This window comes from Dyadobacter sp. CECT 9275 (assembly GCF_907164905.1).
Taxonomy (GTDB): Bacteria; Bacteroidota; Bacteroidia; order Cytophagales; family Spirosomataceae; genus Dyadobacter; species Dyadobacter helix.
This window is the reverse complement of record NZ_CAJRAF010000004.1, coordinates 1-22,241: the sequence shown is the minus strand read 5'-3', so window position 1 is coordinate 22,241 and position 22,241 is coordinate 1. Positions and strand designations below refer to the sequence as shown.

General features: G+C 30.1%; 15 protein-coding genes. 1 reads left to right on the top strand and 14 read right to left on the bottom strand.

Annotation, left to right across the window (positions count from 1 at the left end; genetic code table 11):
• Window positions 1–13: 13 nt before the first annotated feature.
• The 14 genes from KOE27_RS25855 to KOE27_RS25790 form a co-directional block, all read right to left on the bottom strand.
• A complete protein-coding gene (locus KOE27_RS25855) occupies window positions 14–565 on the bottom strand; it encodes a hypothetical protein (RefSeq protein WP_215241792.1) in 552 nt (183 codons plus the stop codon).
• Between the two features lie 167 nt (window positions 566–732).
• On the bottom strand, window positions 733–1,290 hold the full coding sequence (locus tag KOE27_RS25850) for a hypothetical protein (protein WP_215241791.1): 558 nt from the start codon (window positions 1,288–1,290) through the stop codon (window positions 733–735).
• A gap of 3 nt (window positions 1,291–1,293) precedes the next feature.
• Window positions 1,294–1,776: a hypothetical protein gene (locus KOE27_RS25845; RefSeq protein WP_215241790.1), complete on the bottom strand. Its 483-nt coding sequence runs from the start codon at window positions 1,774–1,776 to the stop codon at window positions 1,294–1,296.
• 324 nt (window positions 1,777–2,100) lie between these two features.
• Window positions 2,101–2,472, bottom strand: a complete 372-nt coding sequence (locus tag KOE27_RS25840) for an NUMOD4 domain-containing protein (protein ID WP_215241789.1) — start codon at window positions 2,470–2,472, stop codon at window positions 2,101–2,103.
• A gap of 333 nt (window positions 2,473–2,805) precedes the next feature.
• On the bottom strand, window positions 2,806–6,228 hold the full coding sequence (locus tag KOE27_RS25835) for a UvrD-helicase domain-containing protein (protein WP_215241788.1): 3,423 nt from the start codon (window positions 6,226–6,228) through the stop codon (window positions 2,806–2,808).
• 163 nt (window positions 6,229–6,391) lie between these two features.
• Window positions 6,392–7,039 (bottom strand): hypothetical protein, encoded by a 648-nt coding sequence (locus KOE27_RS25830; RefSeq protein ID WP_215241787.1) that lies wholly within the window; start codon window positions 7,037–7,039, stop codon window positions 6,392–6,394.
• A 570-nt stretch (window positions 7,040–7,609) separates the two neighbouring features.
• Window positions 7,610–11,323: a YobI family P-loop NTPase gene (locus KOE27_RS25825; RefSeq protein WP_215241786.1), complete on the bottom strand. Its 3,714-nt coding sequence runs from the start codon at window positions 11,321–11,323 to the stop codon at window positions 7,610–7,612.
• A 393-nt stretch (window positions 11,324–11,716) separates the two neighbouring features.
• Window positions 11,717–12,241, bottom strand: coding sequence for a hypothetical protein (locus KOE27_RS25820; RefSeq protein WP_072938654.1), 525 nt, complete (start codon window positions 12,239–12,241; stop codon window positions 11,717–11,719).
• Window positions 12,242–12,257: 16 nt separating this feature from the next.
• Window positions 12,258–13,754: a DUF4339 domain-containing protein gene (locus tag KOE27_RS25815; RefSeq protein ID WP_072938649.1), complete on the bottom strand. Its 1,497-nt coding sequence runs from the start codon at window positions 13,752–13,754 to the stop codon at window positions 12,258–12,260.
• 104 nt (window positions 13,755–13,858) lie between these two features.
• On the bottom strand, window positions 13,859–15,190 hold the full coding sequence (locus tag KOE27_RS25810) for a hypothetical protein (protein ID WP_215241785.1): 1,332 nt from the start codon (window positions 15,188–15,190) through the stop codon (window positions 13,859–13,861).
• An 827-nt stretch (window positions 15,191–16,017) separates the two neighbouring features.
• Window positions 16,018–17,166, bottom strand: a complete 1,149-nt coding sequence (locus KOE27_RS25805) for a Wadjet anti-phage system protein JetD domain-containing protein (protein WP_215241784.1) — start codon at window positions 17,164–17,166, stop codon at window positions 16,018–16,020.
• Window positions 17,163–19,286, bottom strand: coding sequence for an ATP-binding protein (locus tag KOE27_RS25800; protein WP_215241783.1), 2,124 nt, complete (start codon window positions 19,284–19,286; stop codon window positions 17,163–17,165). The genes KOE27_RS25805 and KOE27_RS25800 overlap by 4 nt, the downstream gene beginning before the upstream one ends.
• A 123-nt stretch (window positions 19,287–19,409) precedes the next feature.
• Window positions 19,410–20,420 carry an IS30 family transposase gene (locus tag KOE27_RS25795; RefSeq protein WP_215241782.1) on the bottom strand — a complete coding sequence of 337 codons (1,011 nt, stop codon included), beginning with the start codon at window positions 20,418–20,420 and terminating at the stop codon, window positions 19,410–19,412.
• A gap of 138 nt (window positions 20,421–20,558) precedes the next feature.
• Complete coding sequence (locus KOE27_RS25790; protein ID WP_229252992.1) at window positions 20,559–21,209, bottom strand: chlorite dismutase family protein; 651 nt, start codon at window positions 21,207–21,209, stop codon at window positions 20,559–20,561.
• 109 nt (window positions 21,210–21,318) lie between these two features.
• Here KOE27_RS25790 and KOE27_RS25785 point away from each other — a divergent pair, with 109 nt between their 5' ends.
• A complete protein-coding gene (locus KOE27_RS25785; RefSeq protein ID WP_215241781.1) occupies window positions 21,319–22,173 on the top strand; it encodes a LysR family transcriptional regulator in 855 nt (284 codons plus the stop codon).
• The last annotated feature ends 68 nt before the right edge of the window (window positions 22,174–22,241 follow it).

The following is a 22,241-nucleotide window of genomic DNA, read 5'->3' as shown; positions in this document are numbered from 1 at the left end:
TTTAAATTAGGGTTTAAAATAATGAAATTCCTCGCTGATATTCTGGCCTTAGTCCTTCGGTAGTATATTTTTTTAATTCGTATTCTAAATGCTCCTGCATAAAATCTTTCCCAAATTCCTCATATACTTTAAAAAATTTCATAGCTATTGTGTTCAAATTATTAGCCGGAATTCGTTCTTGTTTCTCTGAGCTAGCTTTTCTGAATGAGGAACAAATTAGAGTGTATATTTCAATAATCTTTTCATCGCTAATGTTCTCTGTAGGAGCTGTATTGTTATATTCGCCAAGCTCTCTTAATCTTTTTACTAAACTAGTATTTAGTTTATCTTCGAATGAACCTGGTTCTTGTGGTTTTCTTTTTAGTATATAATAACTAAAATAAAAAATAGGATAAAAAATGGTCATAACGCATCTTATCAAAATAATAAATGAGTATCTGTAAAACCAACTTTTGTTTTTATTTTCTTTTAAAGAGTGTTTATTGCCAATGGATAATTGCTTGGCAAGTGGACCAATGAAATTAGATATAATTCCAATACCTAAATATGTTAAAAATTCTATCATATAAATCTTATAATTATTGTAAAATTTCTTGTTTTATAATCGTTTTTATGCTTTTGAACTTCGTTCATTTTTTTTGAATTAAGTAAATTTGCTTTAAAGTGCTAAACATTTAGTCAACTTCTTTTAAGTTTTTGGGAGTTTTACACTAGAGTCATCAGGGTTTTGTTTTATTCCCAACCCAAAGTTTTAATTATTTGGTTTCTGTACTTGGTGGCTATTTGCTTTGGGGTGTTGCGGATGTATTCTTCGGCTAAAGCACTTTGATTTCCTTTCAGTTTTTTTAAATAATCAACTCGTTCATCTGGGTCAATTTTCGTTTCATTTTCATCATTCAAAATCCATTTTTCAGGAAGATTTGTCCAAATTACGCCATCAAAATCTGTGGTTTGAATCCAGTTTTTGATATTTTCTTTAAACGAAAATTCTATTGATGAAAATTCATCTTTAGTTTTATTATAATAACCAATGCTCATTCTCCCAGAACCTTCGCGAACGGCAAGATTTAAAACCGCCAAATCAAGGTTGTCAAAACTAGAAACTGAATACAATGTTGGAACTTCTGTTCCATTTGCTGTAATGACCAATGTTAATCGCCCATCTTTGGAGATTCTTGCAAACTCAATGGGTAAAACAGGACCATTTTCTTTCCAGCCTATATTGGTATCAAATTTTAATTCTTTGGGTAGCCATATTAAGGAACCCCAACCGAGGATTGCTATTTTCATAGTTTATGATTTATCGCAGATATTGTTCATTTTTGCTTTGAAATTATCTCTTAATTCAGTGCTACTATCAATATTGTTAAATGAAACACCTTCAATTATTGCTTTTTTATAATCAGAAATTGAGTTTTCAAGGGCTTTTTGAAAATTTTCTCTAAAGATTATTTTCTCGCCATTAAAAACAAGATTAGTTTGCTCTGTGTCAGAATGAATTGTCCAACCATTTTTAGTTTGTGTTTCGTGTAAACAAGCACATCTTACATTTATATAAAAATCACAAGATTTTGACTCCATTAACTTAAATGCATTATGATTTTTAAAAAATGACATAAAAACGTTTTTATTTCCTCTAAAACTATTTCCATCCATTTTAATAAAGTGTGGGTGTTCGTATTTCCAACCATTTATAAAACTTTCGATAGTTTCAATTAAAGAGCATTGCAAATTAACAACAGCAAATCCCTCACCGTTATTTAGTTTTAAATCCAAAATTGCATTTATTGGATTCAAGTATCTTGTTCTTATCCTTTCTTCAAAAAAATGAAAGGCTAAACTCCATAATTCATCATTGTTTTGGTCTAATTTTTTTCTAAATCTTCCCAGTCTTTAATTGTTAATTCTCCTGCGATTTTCATAGTGTTGTTTTATAGTTTCTTAATTCAATAAACCCTACGTCCTAGATATTTACAAAGATAGTGTGGATTTGTATTCCGTCATACAAAGATTGGCTACTAAAATAAATCCAGCCTAGTTGCAGTTATTTTATTTTTATTACAAAAAAAAACTACAACTTTTTATCGTTGTAGTTTTTTGTTACTTGATTATCTTTATGGGTACGGATAAAATATCCGCACTATCTACGTTGGACAAATCCGTAGCATCTGGTTTAGCTAATTCAAATCGTGAAATCAATTCAAGATTTTCAAGTCTGTTATCGGTTTTGATTCCGTTTTTGTGAACAACTGTTTCAAAAAAATTAAATTCGCTGTGTCCTAAAAAAGCATAAGCTACCAAAAAGCAAACGTTAAATGGTTTTAGCTTTCCATTTTTTCTCAAACAAACTATCATTTTTCCAAATCCGTTTTCGTTACCGTGAGTGATATGTGTTGGTGTTCTTTTAAACCTACCTAAGCTACTGATTTCATATGGGTTATCAAATCCATCTATTTTTTTCCAAATTTCCATAATGCAAAAAAAACAACTAATCAAAGAGTCGCACGTCTTATTATAGTTGGATTTTATAATAGTTCTTATTGCAAGTGCGACTTTGCTAAAACAAATATACTACTTTTGTTTAAAATCCCTGTGCGAGCAGAATGTCTTGTCCTCAAATAGATTTACACAAAAGTTTAAATTATCTTTATACATATCTAGGAGGTCACGTAAATTAGTAAGTTTTCTGATTCAATGGTTAAATTTTCTTGAAGTATTTTTTCTATTACATTCATTTTTTATAGTATAATTTATTTTAAAAAGACGCACTATTTGTGGTAGTAGCTTTTAATTATTCATTATCGGTTATTCCGACCAAAACTCAATTTTATTTGGATTCATTATTAAATCGGAAATACGATCTAAATTAAAAGTTCTTTCTTCTTTGCGCATATAACAATAGCCATATACACATACTGAATCGAATTGTCCCATTGTTTTAAAGCCAGTAGGGCTTATGGTTCTTAAACTTTGTAATCCTCCTTCGAATTGAACATTTTTATGGTAGTTGAATTTGATATTAATTCCAAAATCTATTGCTAACTGAATGTAAACTTTGATAGTTTGCAATTCTGTTGAATTGACCGTTGATTCTTTTGTATTGTATTTATCACGTAAACGCTCTAAATAGCTGTTTTTGAGTTTTATTGCATCCTTGTTGTTTGGATTTGTTTTTATTTCATTCTCAATAAATTCTAATGTTTTTATTGCATCCTTTGTTTCAAAATAGACTTTTGATAGCCAATAATTTATAGCGTTAGCATTTGGTTTTAGATTATTAAAAACTAACCAATCTTCTTTTGCTTTTTCATATTCTTTTAAATCATAGTATGCACTACCTCTCCAATAGTAAGAATACGCATTATTGGTGTCTATTTTTATGAAACTATTATAATGGAAAATCGCTTCTTTTAATTGCTTATTTTGTTCATAGGCCCTTGCTAAATCATAGTGAACAGTGGCTTTTGAATTATCGAGTTCTAATGTTTTTTTTAAATATTCTATTGCCTTTTCAAAATCCTTATTATCTGTGAAGTTTTTTGCTAATGATGTAAAATCTTCTGTATTTATTTTTCTTGTGTAATTGCAGTAATAACTGTTGTTACAGGAATAAAAATAGCCATAAGGACCTTTTCTTTCAATTAGTTTACCATTATCGCACCAATCACATTTTATTGATGTAATAGGTTCGTTTTCTTTTATTTCATCAACAAATTTTGAAGAGTTCTCAATGCTTGATAAAATATGAACGTGTTTTTTTGCTCTTGTTACTGCAACATAAAACAAACGTCTTTCTTCCCCATTTGGAAATTGGTCAGCTTTTGATAATAAGAAATTTAATAATGGGTCGTCTGATATTTCAGAAGGAAAACCGTAAGTTCCTGAATTACCATTTAAAATTATAACGTAATCTGCTTCTAATCCTTTAGCAGAATGGACTGTCATAAAATTCAAGTCTAATAGATCATTATTTACATAAGTGATTTTGTAAGGTCTATTTTTATTGTCGTATCTAATGTTGATATAATTTAACTTCGTTAAAGCTTTATAATCAAATTCATATCTACCTAAAAATAATATTGAAGTTTTACTTTTTGGATTACTTTTTATGATTTCCTTGATTGCTTTATCAAGTGCTATATATTGATTAGTTCCTTTCTTATCTGCATCATTGTACTTATGAAATGTTATTGCTTCAAGATCACTTTGTTTGTTTGATTTTAATGTTTTTACAATTTGATTTGGATTTTTAAGTATGAAATTGCTTGAAACATTAATCAGTTTATTGTCGAATCTATAAGTTTGTTCAATAATAGAACTATTAGTTTTTCTATTAAAATCTTTTAAAGTTGAAGTTTTAAAATATTCTTCGAAACCTGTAAATATACCAATATCACTTCCTGCAAAACGATAAATGGATTGCCAATCATCACCAACACAAAATAGTTTAGTTGATGGTTTTTGGTCTAGTAAAGCTTTGATTAATTGATAACGGGATTTAGATATGTCTTGAAATTCATCAATAATAATATAATCATAATCAGAAGTATATTGATTAGTTGTAATAGTTTTAGTTGCTATATTAATCATATCACTAAAATCAATTTCCTCTTTTTCTTTCAAGTAGTTTTCATAGTTAATATAAATAGGCTCAAATATTTCTAAAAAATAAATAGCTCTTTTATCATTGTCTTGTAATGCTTTAGATGCTAATGTTTTTATGTTTTCATTATTTGATTTAAAAAGCACCAAGAATGTGTTGATTAATTGTGTAAATACATCAATATCTTCGGGAATGTTTTCAGTTAAATACTTCCATAAATCATCATCAGATAATGGATTTAGCTTTACGTTTTGATTAGTTAGTTTATCAGTTAAGTTTTTAATTAAATTCCCTTCTTTTTGCTCCCAAGAATAGGTTTCTAATAGTTTAGTATTATTTTCTAAATGTTCAGCTCTTTTCCATTCAATTCCTTCTGAATATTTTTCTTGTGCTGTTTTAGTTTCATCACCTTTAAACCAATCAGGTACTTTTCCGTTTTTGTCAATACCAAAATGTTCGATATAAATTTTATATTCCGGTAAATAAAAGTCTGGCTTGTATTGACCAAACATTTTACTCGCTGTTTTATATTGGTATTTTTCTTCGTATTGGTATTCTATTTGATTTCTAAATAAAAAATTAGCAATTAATACTTCTTCTTGGCTTTTGAATCTTTCTCGATATTTTATCTCGACACCATCTTTTGTGGTTGTTTGAATAATTTTGTAACCTTCAAATTTTTGCTCTTTTAAATAATTGTTATGTTCTGCATCAGTTTTAAATTCCTCTAATGATTTGTATGGTTTTAAAAAATATGATAAAAAATCTAATAGTTTATTTGAGTAATTTGCATCCTTTTTTGAGTGGTTTATAAAGGATTGTAACAATGATTTTATATCAACTTTCTTTGGATCAAATACTTCAGGAGCTTCACCATTTACTTCTGCAATTATATCTTTACCAAGTTTGTGAAAAGTCATAACAGGTAGGTCAATATTCATTTTCATTCTAATCCTATCAATCATATCTTTTGCCGATTTGCGAGTGAATGAAATCAATAGAATTTTACTTTTATCTACATTCAATCTTTCCGTAAGATATTTTACCTTTCCTGCAATAGTTGTCGTTTTTCCTGAACCAGCTCCTGCAATAATAAGGTTATTGTCTTCATCTATCACAACCGCTTTCCTTTGCTGTACATCAAGTGATTTACCTTCAATATCGCTTAAAATATTATCTGAAGTTTTTAGTTCTTTTATTACATATTCGTTATTTCTTTGTTGAATACTACTTTCTAAACTATTAAAATTTGATATAAATTGGTTTATGGTTTTTATTTCCTTATCAAAGTTAGGTAAGTGTTTGTATTCAAGAGTATTGATTTTTTTTGATAAAGGATTGTGAATCTCCTTAAATTTATATAAATCGTAATTGGATATAAATTTTGGACTTTCTATAAAAACAGAAAGTGCTTTGTTATATTCGTCTATTTTAGAGAATAAAGGATCGAGTTCGCTCTTTTGATTTATATGAAGTTCTGCAAGTTCTTCCTCTTTTTTAATCCTTAATTGTTTAGCTTCCAATCTTTTACGTTCAAGTTCTTTTCTTTTTAATCTTTCTTGTTTTTCAATGTATATGATTAAACTAATTACTAAAACTACTACCGTTATAAATATATATATCATTCGTTGTTATTAAATTGTTTACAAAAACCAAAGGTTGTTTTTACCGAAATCGGGGAGTTTTTCTCTTTAGAAGTGGGGGAATATTTGTGCGACCATTTCGGGGTATTTGATAGTTACGGATTAGTTAAAAAATGATTCCTCTTGGTGTTTTATAATAGATTTATTAAAAAATAGAATGACTAGAAATCACTCCATTAGTTACATTAATATGCATCATAAATTCTAATTTGTGTTTGCCATTTGGTGCTGGAATATTATTTAATAATACTTTATCCCCTAAAGAAAAGCTATATTCATTTTTCTGATAAATTTTAAAAGTGCCTTTTGATGTTTTATAAGTAAATAACCAAAAAAGGTCTTTAATTTTGGAATCTGTAATATGGTATACTAATAATTTATCGACTATATCACCTTGAGCAAAATATTCACCATCTGGCGCACTATTGTTGTTTAAGAGGACAGACATACCTACTTTTGAATAATTTAATTCGTCTCTATTTATATTTAAAATATCTCCATTTATTAATGGCATATTAAAAAAAGTAGTTCTTTCTAATATTCCAATATTAATAATAAAAGAAGAAAGGTATTTTGGAACATCAAGATCAGGAATAATATTTTCATTAGCTAAAATGAATAAATCATCATTGGTGCCATCAATTTTTAATATCATCACTGAATCATCAAAGAAGGATTGTTTTAGAAATATTTTATCTGTCAAACGATCTATATAAATTAAGTTAGCTTCAGCAAGATATTTCCATTTGCCAATTTCAACCTTTCCATTGAATGACATAAATAAATTCACCATTAGTGATTTTATTTAAACCAGTTTTAGGAAAAGTATTATCATTTCCATTGCCCCCAAACATATCTAATTGCGCCATATACAAATGTAATTAAAATTGATGTTCTTTGATTATGCTTTGTTTTAATATTAATTGCACTTTATTGTTTGTTTTATAATAAATACATTGTGTTGATTTTGTTGAACTTAATATTTAATTACAGAAAAAAATATTTATTTATTTTAAAGATTAAGTTTATTTTTTTAAACTAAACGAGGATTTTGTGCAGCTGAATGAGGTAATGACTATTTGAGTATTTCAATACTGGTGCAAGTTGCGAAGCGTACGTGTTTTTGATAAAAACTGTGCCAGTAATTTTTTTTGGAGCGTTGGCAAAGGAGTGGCAACTGAAATGTAAAACGTCCTTTTATCACCGAACGAAAAAGAATGTTCTTGTTATTGGAAACGTAATTAGCGAAATGAAGCAAACAAAGACTTGAGTTTAGGAATACTTGGACTAAATGAAAGTTTTGTGCAGCTGAATGAGATAATGGATAAAACTCAAAGGCTCAAAATGAATCTATTCAAAAACATTAAATTCTGCTATTTATAAACGGGAATAATTCAATTTGTTTATTATCCTTTGATGCTTTCTTTTTACTTATTAATTTACCTTCAAGATTATTGATTAATTGTTGGTTATAAACTGTGTTATCCACTTTGGGATGTTTGCCTAAAAGTAACTTTGAAAATTCTTCAATTTTTTCAATAATTGCGATTAAATTAATGTTTTCTATAAAAGTGAAATAATTATTAGTTAACTCCACTTTATGTTTAAGTGTGGACGAATTAGATATTAATTCGGTTAAGAGAACAAAACTAATTTTATTAATTCTATTATCTAATAAAAATTCGCTCAACTTAATTAGTAATTTTTTATTGTCAATTAAAATCGTATCGGTTGTGCTTTCTATGATTGATAATTTTTGTGAAGTATTAAAAATTTTAGAATTTAATATTTCTAAAATAATAGAACTATTCAAAGTATATTCCTCAATTGATTTTATAAAATCATTAACATTTTGTTCTACAAGAAGAATTAACAAATCATTATATGATTCATCAATCATAGTGTAATTATCAGTCGATAATAATATTCTTTTAGATTCAATTAATGATTTCATCTTTGAATTGCTAATACTTATGAATTCATTCCCATCTTTATAGGCAAATGGGAGACTATAAGTTAATTTAGAAAAACTCTCATCTGAAATATTGCTATTAATTAAATCTTTAGGAAAACTAGTTTTTACACCTGCATCTGAGTCATCAATAAAAGGTGGTTTTGAAAGAATATTATAATTATGTTCAAGATTTAAATAATCTATTATTGTTTCATCAAATTCTTTTGATTTTTTATAATAGGCCATTAAATTTTTCCAAGTTGGAATTATTTTCTCATATATTATTAATGCTGATTGGATTTCAATCTCATTGATTTTTGACAAGTCAACTATTGAAAACTTGCCTTTTTCTATAATATCAAAACGGATGTTGATTTTTTCGTTATTAAGAATTGAGCATATACTTTCTTGAGATTCATTAGAATTATTTTCTAATTTCAGAAAAACATTTTCTAAATATATTTCTAAATTGTCTTCAATATATTTAATGAGTTTTGGCTTTCCTGAATTTTTAATTGTTGTATAATTTGATGTTTTAAGATTTTCAACATTAGTTCCATTTTGATTAAAATTGGTTATAAACAATTCAATCATTTTTTCATTTATTACATATTTGTTTTTATCATAAATAAATTCAAAAATATTTTTATTTTCTTTATTGTATTTAATATTTTCAAATTCTATTGTTGAGTTTTCTAGAAATTTTTTGAATGTTTCTAAATTAGTTTCTTTAGGGTTGAGATAATTTAGATTTTCTAATTTAGAAATATAATTTGATAGTATTTTTTGGTTATCAATTTTATCAATTGTTTTTATATCAAGATATTTGAAAATGTATTTTAAATATTGCTTGATTTTTTCGTCAGGAAGATTAGACTTATTGAAAATTAAATTTAATATCTCACTCCAATTGATGAATATAATTTTAAATAATTCAGCTCTATTGTTTTCGTTAGCATACTCAAAATAAGCATCAATAAATTTAACAGATTTTTCATTTCCTTTGCTTAATAATGCAATTATAGAGTTTAATTTTGCATTGATTTTATTTTCAATCAAGTAATCAATCAAATAAAAATTTAAGATCGCTTCTTGATAATAATTTTCAGGCTTTATTTTTTTTATTAAAGTTTTAACTTCTTTTAGTTTATGATTATGAGATAATGCTTTTTCGCTGGGAAGTAAACTAATTAAAAAATCATTATCTTCTTTAGTAATACTACCAGGATGAAAATAAGAAATGTAGTGGTTGTAATCTTCATTTATATATCCTTTGATTAACAAATAGTTGATTAATTTATAATTGTTAATGATTTTCTTTTCTGAATAATATTTTTCAAAATAAGGTGCTGAATTATTTTCATCTAATAACTCAAATAATTTTTTTGAATTGAGTTCTTGTTTTTTATTTTCGATATCGATTAATTCAGTTTTAATTTGATTTAGGTTTTCTTTTTCACCGCTTTTAAGTGTTTCTAATCTTTCAGAATAAATTGAATTATCTAATGCTTTTTCAATTTGGCTAAATGAAACCCCACTAGCTGTTGAATTGTAAGTAGAATAATAATAATTAATATTTGGTTGGTTTTTAAATAACTCAAAATATTCATCTGTTAGAAGATTTTCAATTGAACATTTAGTTTGTTTTAAGTTAAAACCAAAAACCGAATAATTATTTTGAGAGTTAATTATTTCGCAAAATTTTAAAATATAAAGCATTCTTAATTCTTTTATATTTTTGATCTTTTCATTTTTAATGTTCTCTAATTTTGGATTCAATTCTAAGTTTATTTTTGTATTAAGACTTTGAATACGTTCTTCAATTAATTCACTAGAATTTTCAATAATTTTATAAACGTAACCTTGATTAGAATTTAATTCATTAAAATCTGTTGGTTCAATATTCTTATATACCATCATTGCTAATAAATTATTGTAATTGTCTAATTGTTTGCCTATGATTTTTTTATAAATCGTATATTCATTATATATTGATTTAATTGTTCTATAATCATTCAAAAACAAACAAACATCATCAATAAATTCTTTTGATAATTTCTTGTTTTTAATATCTAAATCTAATTTTTCTAAAAATTTAGAACTTGAACTTGTATAATTTATAATAGGAATTACAGGAATAATAAAATCAAAGAATTTAGCTCTTTCACTTTCTTTAAAAACATCGTCAGAAACGGCATAGATAAATGTTACTTTCCGTTGGTTTTTTATTGGTTCATAGTTATTTATCAAATTATTAATTTCTCTTAATTTTATAAATATTTCACTTTTATTTTTAAATCTGTCAATATCTTGAATAAAGACAATTTCAATTGGATTTTTTTCAAAAAAATATAAAATTTCATCAATTTCATTTTCGAAATTTATAGTTTTTTTGTCTTGATCATTTTCAAAATCAGTTTCTTTTATTTTAAATTTTGTCAATTTAAAATTGATAATAAAATTCATTACTTTATTTAAGATAATGCCTGTTCCAATAACTAGATAAAAACCATAAAAGAAATCAAATCCTTTAATGTGAAAATAAAGATGAAGATTTCTTTTAAGATTTTCTAAAAATTCAAATTCTATAAAGTAAGATATTGAAAATAGCCATAGTGAAAAGAATATTGTTTTTGACCAAATTCCAGTATGATTTTCAATTCTTTTAAAACGTGATTCAGGAATTTTCTTATGTTCAACACTATAAAAAAGTTGTTTTAAAATGTTATATTCTATTTTATCAGTTACTAATGTTTTTTCATCAAATGTTGCAAGTGAAATGTTTAAGTATTTATATTCAAGATGTTTGTGTTCAAATGTTTTTAAAATTGAGCTTTTTCCACTTCCATATGGACCAGTTAGGGCAAGATTTTGAATATTAGGATTGTCTATTGCAAACTTAATTGTAGTGCTGTGACTATCTTCTTCTTCATTTAAAACAACAGGACTAAAATCTTCTAAATTATCAGGATTTTCATAATTATTTATACCATTTATTTTTCTTAAATAATTGGTTGAATATTTTATTACTATGAAAAGAATCAGTTTTAAAATTTTATTTTTTTTAATTTTAAATTTTTCTAAAAATGTAGATTCATTTATATTCACTTTGACTTGACTCATATCATAATATGTTTAAAGAAAACAACTTAAAAATTAATTGTAAGAATTGTTTCTGCTAAATTAATTTTTTTAAAAGTTGTATTCTATTTTAGTTATCAACAAAATGTATAATTAGTATTTTATTTAATTCAAGATTCACACCTCAATTGAGGTTAGATTGCTGCTATAAACTGTGTATTTACTTTCGAAGTTTTAGTTCACTTCAAGTGTATCTATCCTCTATAATATTTCTATAATTGGATGGAGATAATTTCTTTGATTTTTGTGGTGAAGGTTGTCTTGGTTAAAACCGCGTTGAAAACGCTACGATTTGTTTTTCTAATGTGAGTAGGTACTCGCCGCAGGCAAGCACCTGATATGGATACAAACGAGGACAAGAGGGGTTTATTGCTGTTATATCTTGTAAATTAATAGTATTAGTGCAATCACAAATGTTACCGCTTGCAGAATGAAAAAACACCAAGTTGCCTTACCTAAATATTTTGTAAAGCAATTTAGACTTTTTATTTTGTCATTAAGTTTTTTTTGTGTTAGCTCTTCGCAATTCTCATACTTAATTTCATTTTTCACTTTAAACAATAATATTCTTTTGCGAATAATTGTCTTTGTGAGGCGAAAATCAAAAAGTCGACAAAACAAAGCGACAATTCCAAAAATTGATGAAATTGTAATAATAAATGCAACTGTCTGTGGAAGTATATATCCCCAAGCATATTTTTCTTTGAATATCGGTTTGTCAAAGTTATTGATTATTAAACCTACTGATGCAATTGAAATAGTAAACAGAAGGTTGATTGAAAATGTAAGTAAAGCGATTTGTTTTTCTTGCCAACGTATAAAGCGTTCATTTAAAGATTTTAAATGATTGGCTTCTTCGCCTTCAAGACTGTACATAGATTTTTCTCCAAAAGTTGGCATTGTGTTTACTATTAAATTACTGATTTGTTTCTTCTTTTTGTGTGCTAATATCTTCGTTTTTTATTTCTATAGTTTCTTTTGCTCCAATTCTTTTTAATGTAACAACGCTTTTATCTTTTATTGAGATTAGAGATAAATTATCGACATCAATTTTGTCAATTTTATAAAATAATTCTTTGTTTGGATATGATAAATTGATTGTGTTCCCTTTGTCGGTAATTTTTAATGTTCCTTTGTAAACTTTGTCGTTAATTATTTCAGTAAATGTTTGTTTTCCAAAAAATGAGTGTTCAAAGAAAAATATTTGTTCCTTATAAAGTAGGTTTTGCCATCTTTTACCATACAAGTTCAAGTTTCTAAAATATTTCGGTTTAGATATAAAAGCAATTAATAGTATCAAGAATATTAAACCAATGGCGATTCCGATATTGGTCAATAAATCTTTGTTTATTTTACTGTCGTTTTCTGTTAGTTCATAATGTTCTCCATATGTTTTATAATATACAACCCAGTTTTCATTATTAATATTTGCTCCGTGGTCACCAGAACTTTCCCAAGAAGCGGCAAATGTACCTGATGAAGAATATGATTTAGGTTCTCTATTCTCTAAATAAAAATATTCATTTCTTAAATCTGGAAAATTGTTAATGTCAATAAATTTTCCTGGAGAATACGCTCCTGGTGATTTTTTATCTTCTTTTGTGAAATATTCATACGCACTACGATAAGCATCACGTACAGAAGTTCTATAATTTTGGGATTGGTAACCTCCACTAATTTTAAATTTACCACCCAAACCATCATCCATATATTGCGGAGCAATATATGATGAACTTGGTTTTTTATATCCCATATCTCCAGAATATGATGTCAAAACATCAAAACTTTCGTCACTTTGTTTTGTTAATTGTTTAATTGTAAAACCACCACTTTCAGCAGTAAAAATTGTGTAAAGTTTTTCGGTTTCCCACCAAGGATTTCTAATAGGAATTGAAAGAGGGTCATCAGTTAGGTTCTGTTTTCTTTTTCCGTAATCTATATTTTTTAATTTACCTTCCGTTAAAGTTATTGTTCCGTCAATAATTAAACTTTTATTGTCAAGGACATTATTGATTTTTAATGAAATTTCATCTTTTAGTTTTGCTTTTTTAGAGTTTACAATATAAAAGCCTATAAATATTGCTAAAAGAATAAAGATAACAATAGAACCGAAAATTTTAAAAGAAGCCCAAAATTTTATGTTGCTATCTTCAACATTATTCATTTTTTCGTCTAAAATTTCATTCTCATCATCTTTAATCGAAGATGATGATAAAGTGTCTATTATTGGTGGTGGCGGTGGCGTTTTTTTTAATACAATTTTCAACTCATCAACATCTTTGACTTGTTTCCAATTTTCAAATCCATCTGACCAAACTAAAGTTTCTGGTTTTAGTCCAATTGTTTTTAATTGGTCAATAGTGAAAGGACCTTTTTGTTCCTTTTCGTCCAAGTAGTAAAATTCTTTTTCCATTAACTGTCTGTTAAATTTTTATTCGGTCGCCCAAAATGGCTGGTAACCAGCGGCGCTTTGTGAAGTGCTTTGAATTTCTCAAAGCGCTGTTGTGTGCCCGTGCATTATTTCCATTTAAAATCGTCATTAATCATATAATAAACAGCATCAGCATTTAAAGATAAGCAATAAACAGACGCTAATATTAATGCATATTCATATTTCATTCTTTCACCTTTAATCAAATACTCCTGTGTTTCTCCACTCATTCTAGTTTTGTTATATGAAATAAAAGCAATATCATTTGCCTTATCCATACCAATTTCATTAATTTGAAGTAATATGTAATTATTACTGATTGGTGTATTATTAAATGCAAAGCTGTTCTCAGCTATTTTAATAACTTCTTTCTGAAATATAGGTAAAAGAGAAATTCCAATATCTTTAAAACTAAATGGAGAGGGAGTTTTAATTAGTTCTTCTTTTGAAACTTTTATCGGTACTATTGGTTTTAAAAAGTCATCATTTTCAATTCTTTCCTTTTCTATCCATTTAAGGTAATCCTCCAAATTATTTTTAAGCAAATAACTATCAAAAATACTAATGTTTTCTTTAACAAAATTATAGCTCTCTAAATCAAAGATAGGCATAACAACTCCAACTGGAGGACATGATTCCATCCCTGTTGTGTCAAATCTAGGCCTTCCTTGTTTTCCATAAAAATCGGATTCTTTTCCCCATTGAATAGGAGGTTTTACATATCTAATATTATTTAACTCAAAATAAATATCTTTAATGGGTGGCTTCGTTCTTTCTATTTCATTACTAATGATTTGTTGTGTCATATATTCATTAACCTTAATACTCCAAGCCTCTCTTAATTTATCAATAAAATCAATGGGCTTTTCTTTATTTTGTATTTCAACATCTTTAAACATCGCTGTTGCAATTGTATCAAAGCCGTCTGAAAAATGATAGATTCCACAAATAATGAGCATGTCAATATTTGATGTGTCATTTTTTGCTCGCCTAACAGCTATGTCAAAAAACTCATCAGGCAAGGTCATCGATAAACCATTATTCACGATTATAGTAATCTTATATTCTCCATTTTCTGATGAAATCTTGAGTTGTTGAGATGCTTTTTTTATTGCAGTCTTTATAGGCGTAGAAAGCTCATTGTAATATTTCCTTTTGTTTTCAAAATCAAGGTCTAATGGATTTATAATTACAGTTTTTATATCAGACCGAAACAACTCAGCTAGTTTATTTTGTTTTGATTGCTTTTCAATAGGCTCTTCCTCAATGATTTTTAGTTCAATCAGAATATTTTCATATCTATAATCGCAATTTTTAGTTTCAATTGATGGATCATATGTAAACCTTTCACCATCGACCATCGCAATTATATCATCGAAGTCCTTTTCAGTTAAGCGTGAAAAATTTAAATATTCCATCTGTTGTATTTTCTTTATTGGTGGTGGTTCTTTCGCATGGCACACAACGTTTGCGGCTATGCGAAGTGCCTTCTTTCGCCGCTTCACTAATAATAGCTAAAATAGCCAAATTTTTTAATTTGTACTATTTTATCCAATAAAAGCGGAAGGCATTTCGCATAACCGCTGTTGGGCGTAGTTACTGACTATTTACAATCCATCTTTTTATCAGTAACGGAGTTGGATAGACTACTCATATCTTTTCTTTCACCACAATCCAAATCAATGAAACCAATTATTTATTGCGCTTAGCAAGCCTGCTAGGCGAAGTCAATAATAGGGGTTTTTGGGCTCTATTTTTTTGGGATATTTAAGTTATCAAAAATAAATTCTTGACTTTGTCATTTATTTTCGATAACTTAGCCAAGTCTTTTACGTTGTCAAACGTATTGAAAGTGAACTTTCTACGATTCCCAATCGAAAGACTTGAAGACTAAATCCTTTATTCTTCTAAACATCCCAAAAAGAATATCCCGAAAATTTATTGTGCAAGAAACTCCGTAGTCTAAGTCGTACGTGCCAATTATGCCCAACGTTTTGGCGCTTGGCGCAGTGGCGGATTTCGGAGCACAAAACTGTCAAGACACCACAAATGTTGATGCGAGGTAGAATGTTCAATTAACCACGTCACCCGCCATTGAGCCAAACGCCTGTTACCGCCTAGTGCTTCTTTTTCTTCGTCCATTTGTTGGTCAGTCGTGCGTTGGGACAGACACACTCTTTGCCAAGTTTTGGATTGCGTGTCGGCTTGATCGACTTGGCAATGTGTGTGGCTGTGAAGGGTTGGGTTATTCATTGTCAAAGTATTTGTTTACATATTCTAATGGGATTTTTTCTTGTTCAAGTCTCCAGTTGTTTGTTTTCAAAATCTCGTAAAGCTCTTGTTCTTCGTCTGTCAAGTTTAGTCTTGTTGATATGTTTGTCGGTGTTCCGTTGTCGTCTTCAAAAAACTTGTCAAAGGATTTTTTGTCCATTAATATACTTTTTGTCTGCGGAAAGTAAGACCTGAATTGTGATAGAATTTCAAAACCTTGAACGTCTATGTCACCCCAATAATGTAATTTAAGATTATCAAACCAACGTACATTTTTAAGATTGAAAACGCTAAATCCACTACCAAATATCGCAATGGTGTCATCCATTTTTGGAAGTGTCAAAGTGGTGTAAAGTGTTGTTTTGTTTTCTATGACCAATACTTTTCTGATTGGTAATTCCAATTTTTCAAATTGGCTGACTGGAATAGCAATATCATCTATTCCCGAAAAAAATCTGTCCGATATTGTTTTATCAAGAACTTTAAATCTGATTTGAGGTTCAGCATATTTCAAATAGAATCTTTTTTCAAATTCTTTTTCTTCGGTGTTTACGTGTTCGTAGATAAGGACATCTAGGAGTTCTCTGATAATGCCTTTATTTCTCTCAATAAATTTCGTGTGAACTTTTACCGGCAATTCTCTGATGTAGAAATTTGGTTTTGGATTTTGTTTGAAGTATTGACACACTTGCAAAATATTTTTCCATTCGTTCGCATTGTCAATAACCTTTTTAGGATTTTTAATTATCCAATCTTTGAGTTCAGGGAATTCTTGAAGGATTATCTCAACATTTGATTTGAAAGAATCTACTTCATTCTCTTTACCTAAAAATTTCAAAAAATCTTTTTCATTATCAAAGTAAATTGAAATTGGTAAATCTTGAGTTCCTAAATGCTTTGTCTTTATTTTTTGAAACTCCAATGTATAGCCAAAACCTTTTTTCTCCTTTGAATGGCTATGAATATGTTGAATTTCTCTTTCAAATTCCGACAGTGAAGATTTGGTGTACGTCTTATCGCCACGAATAACTAACTTCTCAAAAGGTCGCTGTTCAACCAAAGATTGAAGAAATGAAATGTACTTTCTTTCGGTTTTGTCCTTTATTTCCTTTGGTGTAATCATTTAGTCAGATAATTCGCTTTTTCTTCTTTGAATTGTTCAATTGGCATATCATACAACCACGAATGTCTTTCTTCTTTACGCTCAACAAAGTGAACAAATGAAATATCGTTTTCTACAATGTGAATATTATCGCTTGGTGTAACGACCAGTAATTGCAAATGAAGTTGTTTACAAAGTGTAATTAAGTACCGTGCTTTGTCTTCATCTTGAGCCTTGAATGCTTCATCAATGGCAATGAAGCGAAAGGATTTAGATTCTAACCCTTGATTATATCTTGTTAATCCAAATTGATAAGCAATTGCAGAACCCAAAATAGTATAAGTAAGTTGAGCCTTTTCACCACCTGAAAGTTGCCCCATTGCTTCATAAGTCTTAAACTTTTGACTTGTTTCCTTGTAAAATTCTTCGGCTTTGTAACTAAACCAAAAACGAACGTCCATTACTTTTTTCCGCCATTCTTCTTTATCTAATCGTTCTATAAATGGTTGAATGTGATTATTGAAATGATGTTTCCTGCCTTCAATATTTTTTTCCATTTGGTAAACATTGGGAACGGCTTCTTCTAAAAGTTTTCTAAACTCTTTCACTTCATCATTAATCTTGTTAGGTGCAACAAGTTGAATGTAGGTTTGGGGTTTATTTTTGAAGTCAATCTCTTTTAAAGATTCGTTCAAATGTTTGATGTTTTCTTTGATTGAATCTGACCAGTTTTCAAAGAACATTCTAAAATCACCTACTTTGTTGGTAATTGTTTCTTGCAAATAGTCATTGAATTTCTTTTCAAACTTTGGAAGATTATCATTCTCCAACCTAGCAAGGAAATTTTGATATTCACTGATTAACTCTAAATGTGTTGAATCGGGAAGGGAATTAACATCAGAACGCCAATCCTTGAATTTACTTAATATAGCTTCTGAAGGCTGTTTAAATTCGTTTATCTTGATAATTACTTCTCTTTCTTTCGTTTGCTTTTGTACTTCAAGTTCTCTTGTTTGTCTTGAATTTTCCTTTTGGAATCTCTCACGACTTGTTTCAAATGTTGTGTATTCAATATTCAGCAAATCGGAATGTTGTTTTTCAAACATTGAAACATCAACAATTCCCAATGGCTCATAAATGGATTTGTTACTCCTGATTGATTGTTCAATTGAGCCAACTTCATTTTTCTTGGAAAATATTTCTTGTCCTTTATTGAAAATTTGAACATCTGAAAGCTGTCTCAAAGCGTCTTGAACCTTTTTTAAATCTTCTTGAAGCTGCTTTACTCGATTGTTTGTTTTTTCTAGTTTATCTTTCTGTTCTGTTTTTTCTTGAATCTCGTTCGCATACGATTGCCAATTTACATCATCATACTTTTCAAATTTTGAAAATAAATTATGGCATTCATCCTTGTATATACCTAGGTTTTTTATTTCAATATTTTTGTTTGCAATCGCTTTCTTATTTTCTGTTTGTTGATTTTGAAGATTGATCAATTCTTTCTTTAAGGAGGAGAGTTTTTCTTTGTTGTCCCATCCTAACACAAAATTTTCCTTCCGAGCAATATGTGGTCGGTCGTCTTTTTCGTGTTTGCCCCTTTTGAATTTTATCAACCCATTTTGAGTAATTGCCATTTCGTGGAATTGCTCAAATTCCAAAAGATTATCTACACACACAAAGTCAAATTGTGATTCGAAATAGTTCTCAATCCAATCGTAATATTGTGTTTTTGGCTTAATTTCAATTTTATTGATTAATGACTTTTCGTTAAAACCTTTGTTCTTAAAATTTTTGAGATAGTCTTGGTCTTCAAACTTGTCGTAACGAATTCTGCCTTTCAAATTATTGCTGTTCACATATTGGTTAACTAATGAATAATACTTTGGTGGAACAATCAATCTCAAAGCAAAATTGTGAAGTACTTTTTCAATAGAAGATTCCCACTTCATTTCACCATCTTTTACTTTAATCAATTCTCCGATGAAAGGAATTTCTTCTCTACTTGCTCCAATATGCTCAATTAGTTCTTCACGAATACGAGCCTCATTAATAGGAATATTGTTCTTGTTTTTTTGAAGTGTTTGAATTGTTGCTACTAATTCTTCGGTTGATTTAGTTAAATCATCTTCTTTGTTTTTCAAGGAACGGAGAATTTCATTTTCAGAATCAATATTTTGTTGAGTTTTATGTTTTAATTCTTTTGCTTTTTCTCGGTTAGTAATAAATGTTTCTTCGCTTGGATTGGTTTCTAACTCAAGCCGTGTTCAAGTAATAAGTGCAACAGTTTTGTAAGATAGTAATTTCTCTTTAGGAGTTAGGTAGTTGAATTTCCTAATGGGCCTGTTGTTGATTTTTTGTTCTATTTCTGCGATGGTTTGGTCGTTGATTTCATTTAGGTCGGTTCCTTTAGGAAGGAATGCTCTGATGAGTCCTATTCGGTTTTCTACTGTTCCTTTGTCTTGAGAAGTATAGGGTCTGGTGAAGAAGGTTTTGATTCCATATTTGTCTCTTATTTCATGGTGCAAGGCGAAAGCCATATCGTTGTCGAATGTGCAGGTTTTGATCCAGCTGGGTCCGATCCACTCAATGCGCTGTTCGATTTTGGCCTTGACAAGCTCTGCTTCTTTTGAAGGGAGGAAGTCCATTGTCGTGATTAGAGTAGCTCTATCTGTCATGACTAGTAAGGCAGATTGGTGGTTTTTACCCATCATCAAATCTACTTCTATATCCCCTAATCGTTCCCTGTTTTGAACGATTTCAGGTCTTTGGTCGATCGGTACACGTTCTTTGATAACGCCTCTATTTTGCCTGTAATTGCCTCTTTTTTGTTTTCGTTTGCCGTGTCTGAGATGTTTGTACAGGCCTCTGTCCTGAATCAAACTCGAATGGCGGCTTTTCTTGGCTTTCCAAATCCAGTCATAAATGGTCTCATGGGATACGCCTTGCTGTTCTTGTTTTTCCCATTGGGCAGCGATGAGTTCCGGGCTGAGTTTGTCCTGTTCCAGCCACATTCTGGCTTGTTCTTTCAGGGCTTCAGTGAATCGGATTTTCTTTCGCTTGAGGCGATGGCGTTCATGAGTCCGATCTATAGCAATCTTGGCTGAATATACTTTGGCATGAGGTCCTCGCTTTCCGGTATTCCGCTTGAGTTCTCTGCTCACGGTGCTTTTATGGACCCCAATGAGCCTGGCTATCTCCACTTGCTTGGTTCCGGCTTTGTTTAAAATTTCGATTTGGTACCTTTGTTCTGGGCTGAGATGATTGAATTTCTGCATGACAACACTAATTTAGTTATTCAGCCTAAGGAAAGGAAGCCTAGGCTTCCTTTCCTTAAACCTTTAGTGTTGCATTTATAACTTGAATCTGGGAATTACTTTCCCCGGGAGCTGTTAGCCTACCCCGGGAAGAACAGATCAGGCTCTAACCAACCTGATGTCGAATTCCCGCGTAACATACTTCCATTCCTCGGTTTTTCTGAGTTTGCCCACAAGCTCTTCAAATTCATCTGAATGCTGCGGCGCATATTCGAACCAGGTAAGGAAATCAAAAGGCTCCCCAATATCCCTGCTATGATATAATTTCCTTGCCACGCCTGGTAAATAATGCATACCAACTTTGGTGTGATCAGATTTATCAGCAAAGATTGCACGCCTTTGATCCTGTGCCAGCATCCACCATTCATCGGATTTCTTAATGGGAATTAATGCGGCCATTGTGGCTTCAGGGCGGCCTAGCCCCGCTTGTACTGCGTCCATTGCGGCTTTTTCTTCCTGAGTAGTGTAGCGTAAATTACTCGTTTGCCCCCTTAATGTCCATTTCCCCGAAATGGTATTAAAGTCTGTCGTCGGTACAATATTTAAAAATGGGGCCAGAGCCATGGCTTCACCAATAAAGGGACTAATTTTGGTGATTTTCCACGTTCCAGTCTCGCCTGCGACGAAATCGAAAGTGTTTTTTAACTGGTTTGCTGATTGAAGTGAATCTGCTGTTGCCATGCCGGGTAAACTAAGTGCTGCGGCGGAAACCGCAACACTTGTGATAAATTTTCTACGGGAGTTATCCATGTTTTAAGATTTTTTGTTTGATCCAAAATTAATTCTTATATTTGATTATATAAAATGATTTTAAATGATTTTAAATGATTTTATACATCATTAATTGTGATTAATAAAAGTGAATACAAACGATCTTAAAATTTTTGAGGCAGTAGCTGCTAACGGAAGTTTCACCAAGGCTGCAGAAGCGATGTTTACCGTTCAGTCAAATGTAACGGCCAGAATTAAGGCGTTGGAAGAAGAGTTTCGCACAGAGCTTTTTACCCGTACTTCCAGAAAGGTTGAGCTAACGGCAGCCGGGCATACCCTTATGCAATACTGCAAGCAAATCAGTCACCTCGTCGAAGAAGCAAAAAAAAATGTTGGCAGCAGCGATCTCGTCAACGGCTATCTGAAAGTTGGGTGTGTGGAAACAACTATGGCCTTGAAAGTGCCGGAAATTCTCAGCGGCTTTGCCGAACATTACCCGGATGTTGAACTTGAATTTAGATCTGAAATGCGCAGTACGCTAATCAATGAAGTTCTGAATTACAAATTGGACGCTGCCTTTGTGCCGGGCCCGGTAAATGTGGCTGAACTGGAGCAAATTAATGTCAAAGAAGAACAGCTGGTAATTCTCATCGCCGCCAAAGCACCCAAGCTGGCCGATTTACTTCAAAAACAACCACTAAAGATCGTTGTCTTTGAACAGGGTTGCGTTTATCGCGCCCGGCTGGAGTCGTGGCTAAGTGCTAAAGGCATTATCCATTATAAAAGCACAGTGCTCAACTCCATAGAGGGGATCATCAATTTTGTCGAAGCCGGGCTTGGTGTCAGCATATTGCCCGAAGAGATTATTTCCCAATACTATCCAGGCAGACAAATCATTACCTATCCACTCAACAGGCAGCTTGGCACCATAAACACCGTTCTCATATCACGGAAGGATGTACCAAAGTCAGGAGCGTTAAAAGCCTTTCTCGATAAGTATTAAACACCTACTGGAAGGCAAAAAATGACCATACGAATAAAACTAACAGGCCCCTTAAATCACAGCAACTG

Coding starts and splice junctions, on each gene's coding strand:
- KOE27_RS25820 (WP_072938654.1), bottom strand. CDS start 12,241: ATGCCAACTTTTGGAGAAAAATCTATGTACAGTCTTGAAGGCGAAGAA.
- KOE27_RS25805 (WP_215241784.1), bottom strand. CDS start 17,166: ATGATTACACCAAAGGAAATAAAGGACAAAACCGAAAGAAAGTACATT.
- KOE27_RS25815 (WP_072938649.1), bottom strand. CDS start 13,754: ATGGAAAAAGAATTTTACTACTTGGACGAAAAGGAACAAAAAGGTCCT.
- KOE27_RS25790 (WP_229252992.1), bottom strand. CDS start 21,209: ATGGATAACTCCCGTAGAAAATTTATCACAAGTGTTGCGGTTTCCGCC.
- KOE27_RS25810 (WP_215241785.1), bottom strand. CDS start 15,190: ATGGAATATTTAAATTTTTCACGCTTAACTGAAAAGGACTTCGATGAT.
- KOE27_RS25830 (WP_215241787.1), bottom strand. CDS start 7,039: ATGGTGAATTTATTTATGTCATTCAATGGAAAGGTTGAAATTGGCAAA.
- KOE27_RS25825 (WP_215241786.1), bottom strand. CDS start 11,323: ATGAGTCAAGTCAAAGTGAATATAAATGAATCTACATTTTTAGAAAAA.
- KOE27_RS25855 (WP_215241792.1), bottom strand. CDS start 565: ATGATAGAATTTTTAACATATTTAGGTATTGGAATTATATCTAATTTC.
- KOE27_RS25840 (WP_215241789.1), bottom strand. CDS start 2,472: ATGGAAATTTGGAAAAAAATAGATGGATTTGATAACCCATATGAAATC.
- KOE27_RS25835 (WP_215241788.1), bottom strand. CDS start 6,228: ATGATATATATATTTATAACGGTAGTAGTTTTAGTAATTAGTTTAATC.
- KOE27_RS25795 (WP_215241782.1), bottom strand. CDS start 20,420: ATGCAGAAATTCAATCATCTCAGCCCAGAACAAAGGTACCAAATCGAA.
- KOE27_RS25850 (WP_215241791.1), bottom strand. CDS start 1,290: ATGAAAATAGCAATCCTCGGTTGGGGTTCCTTAATATGGCTACCCAAA.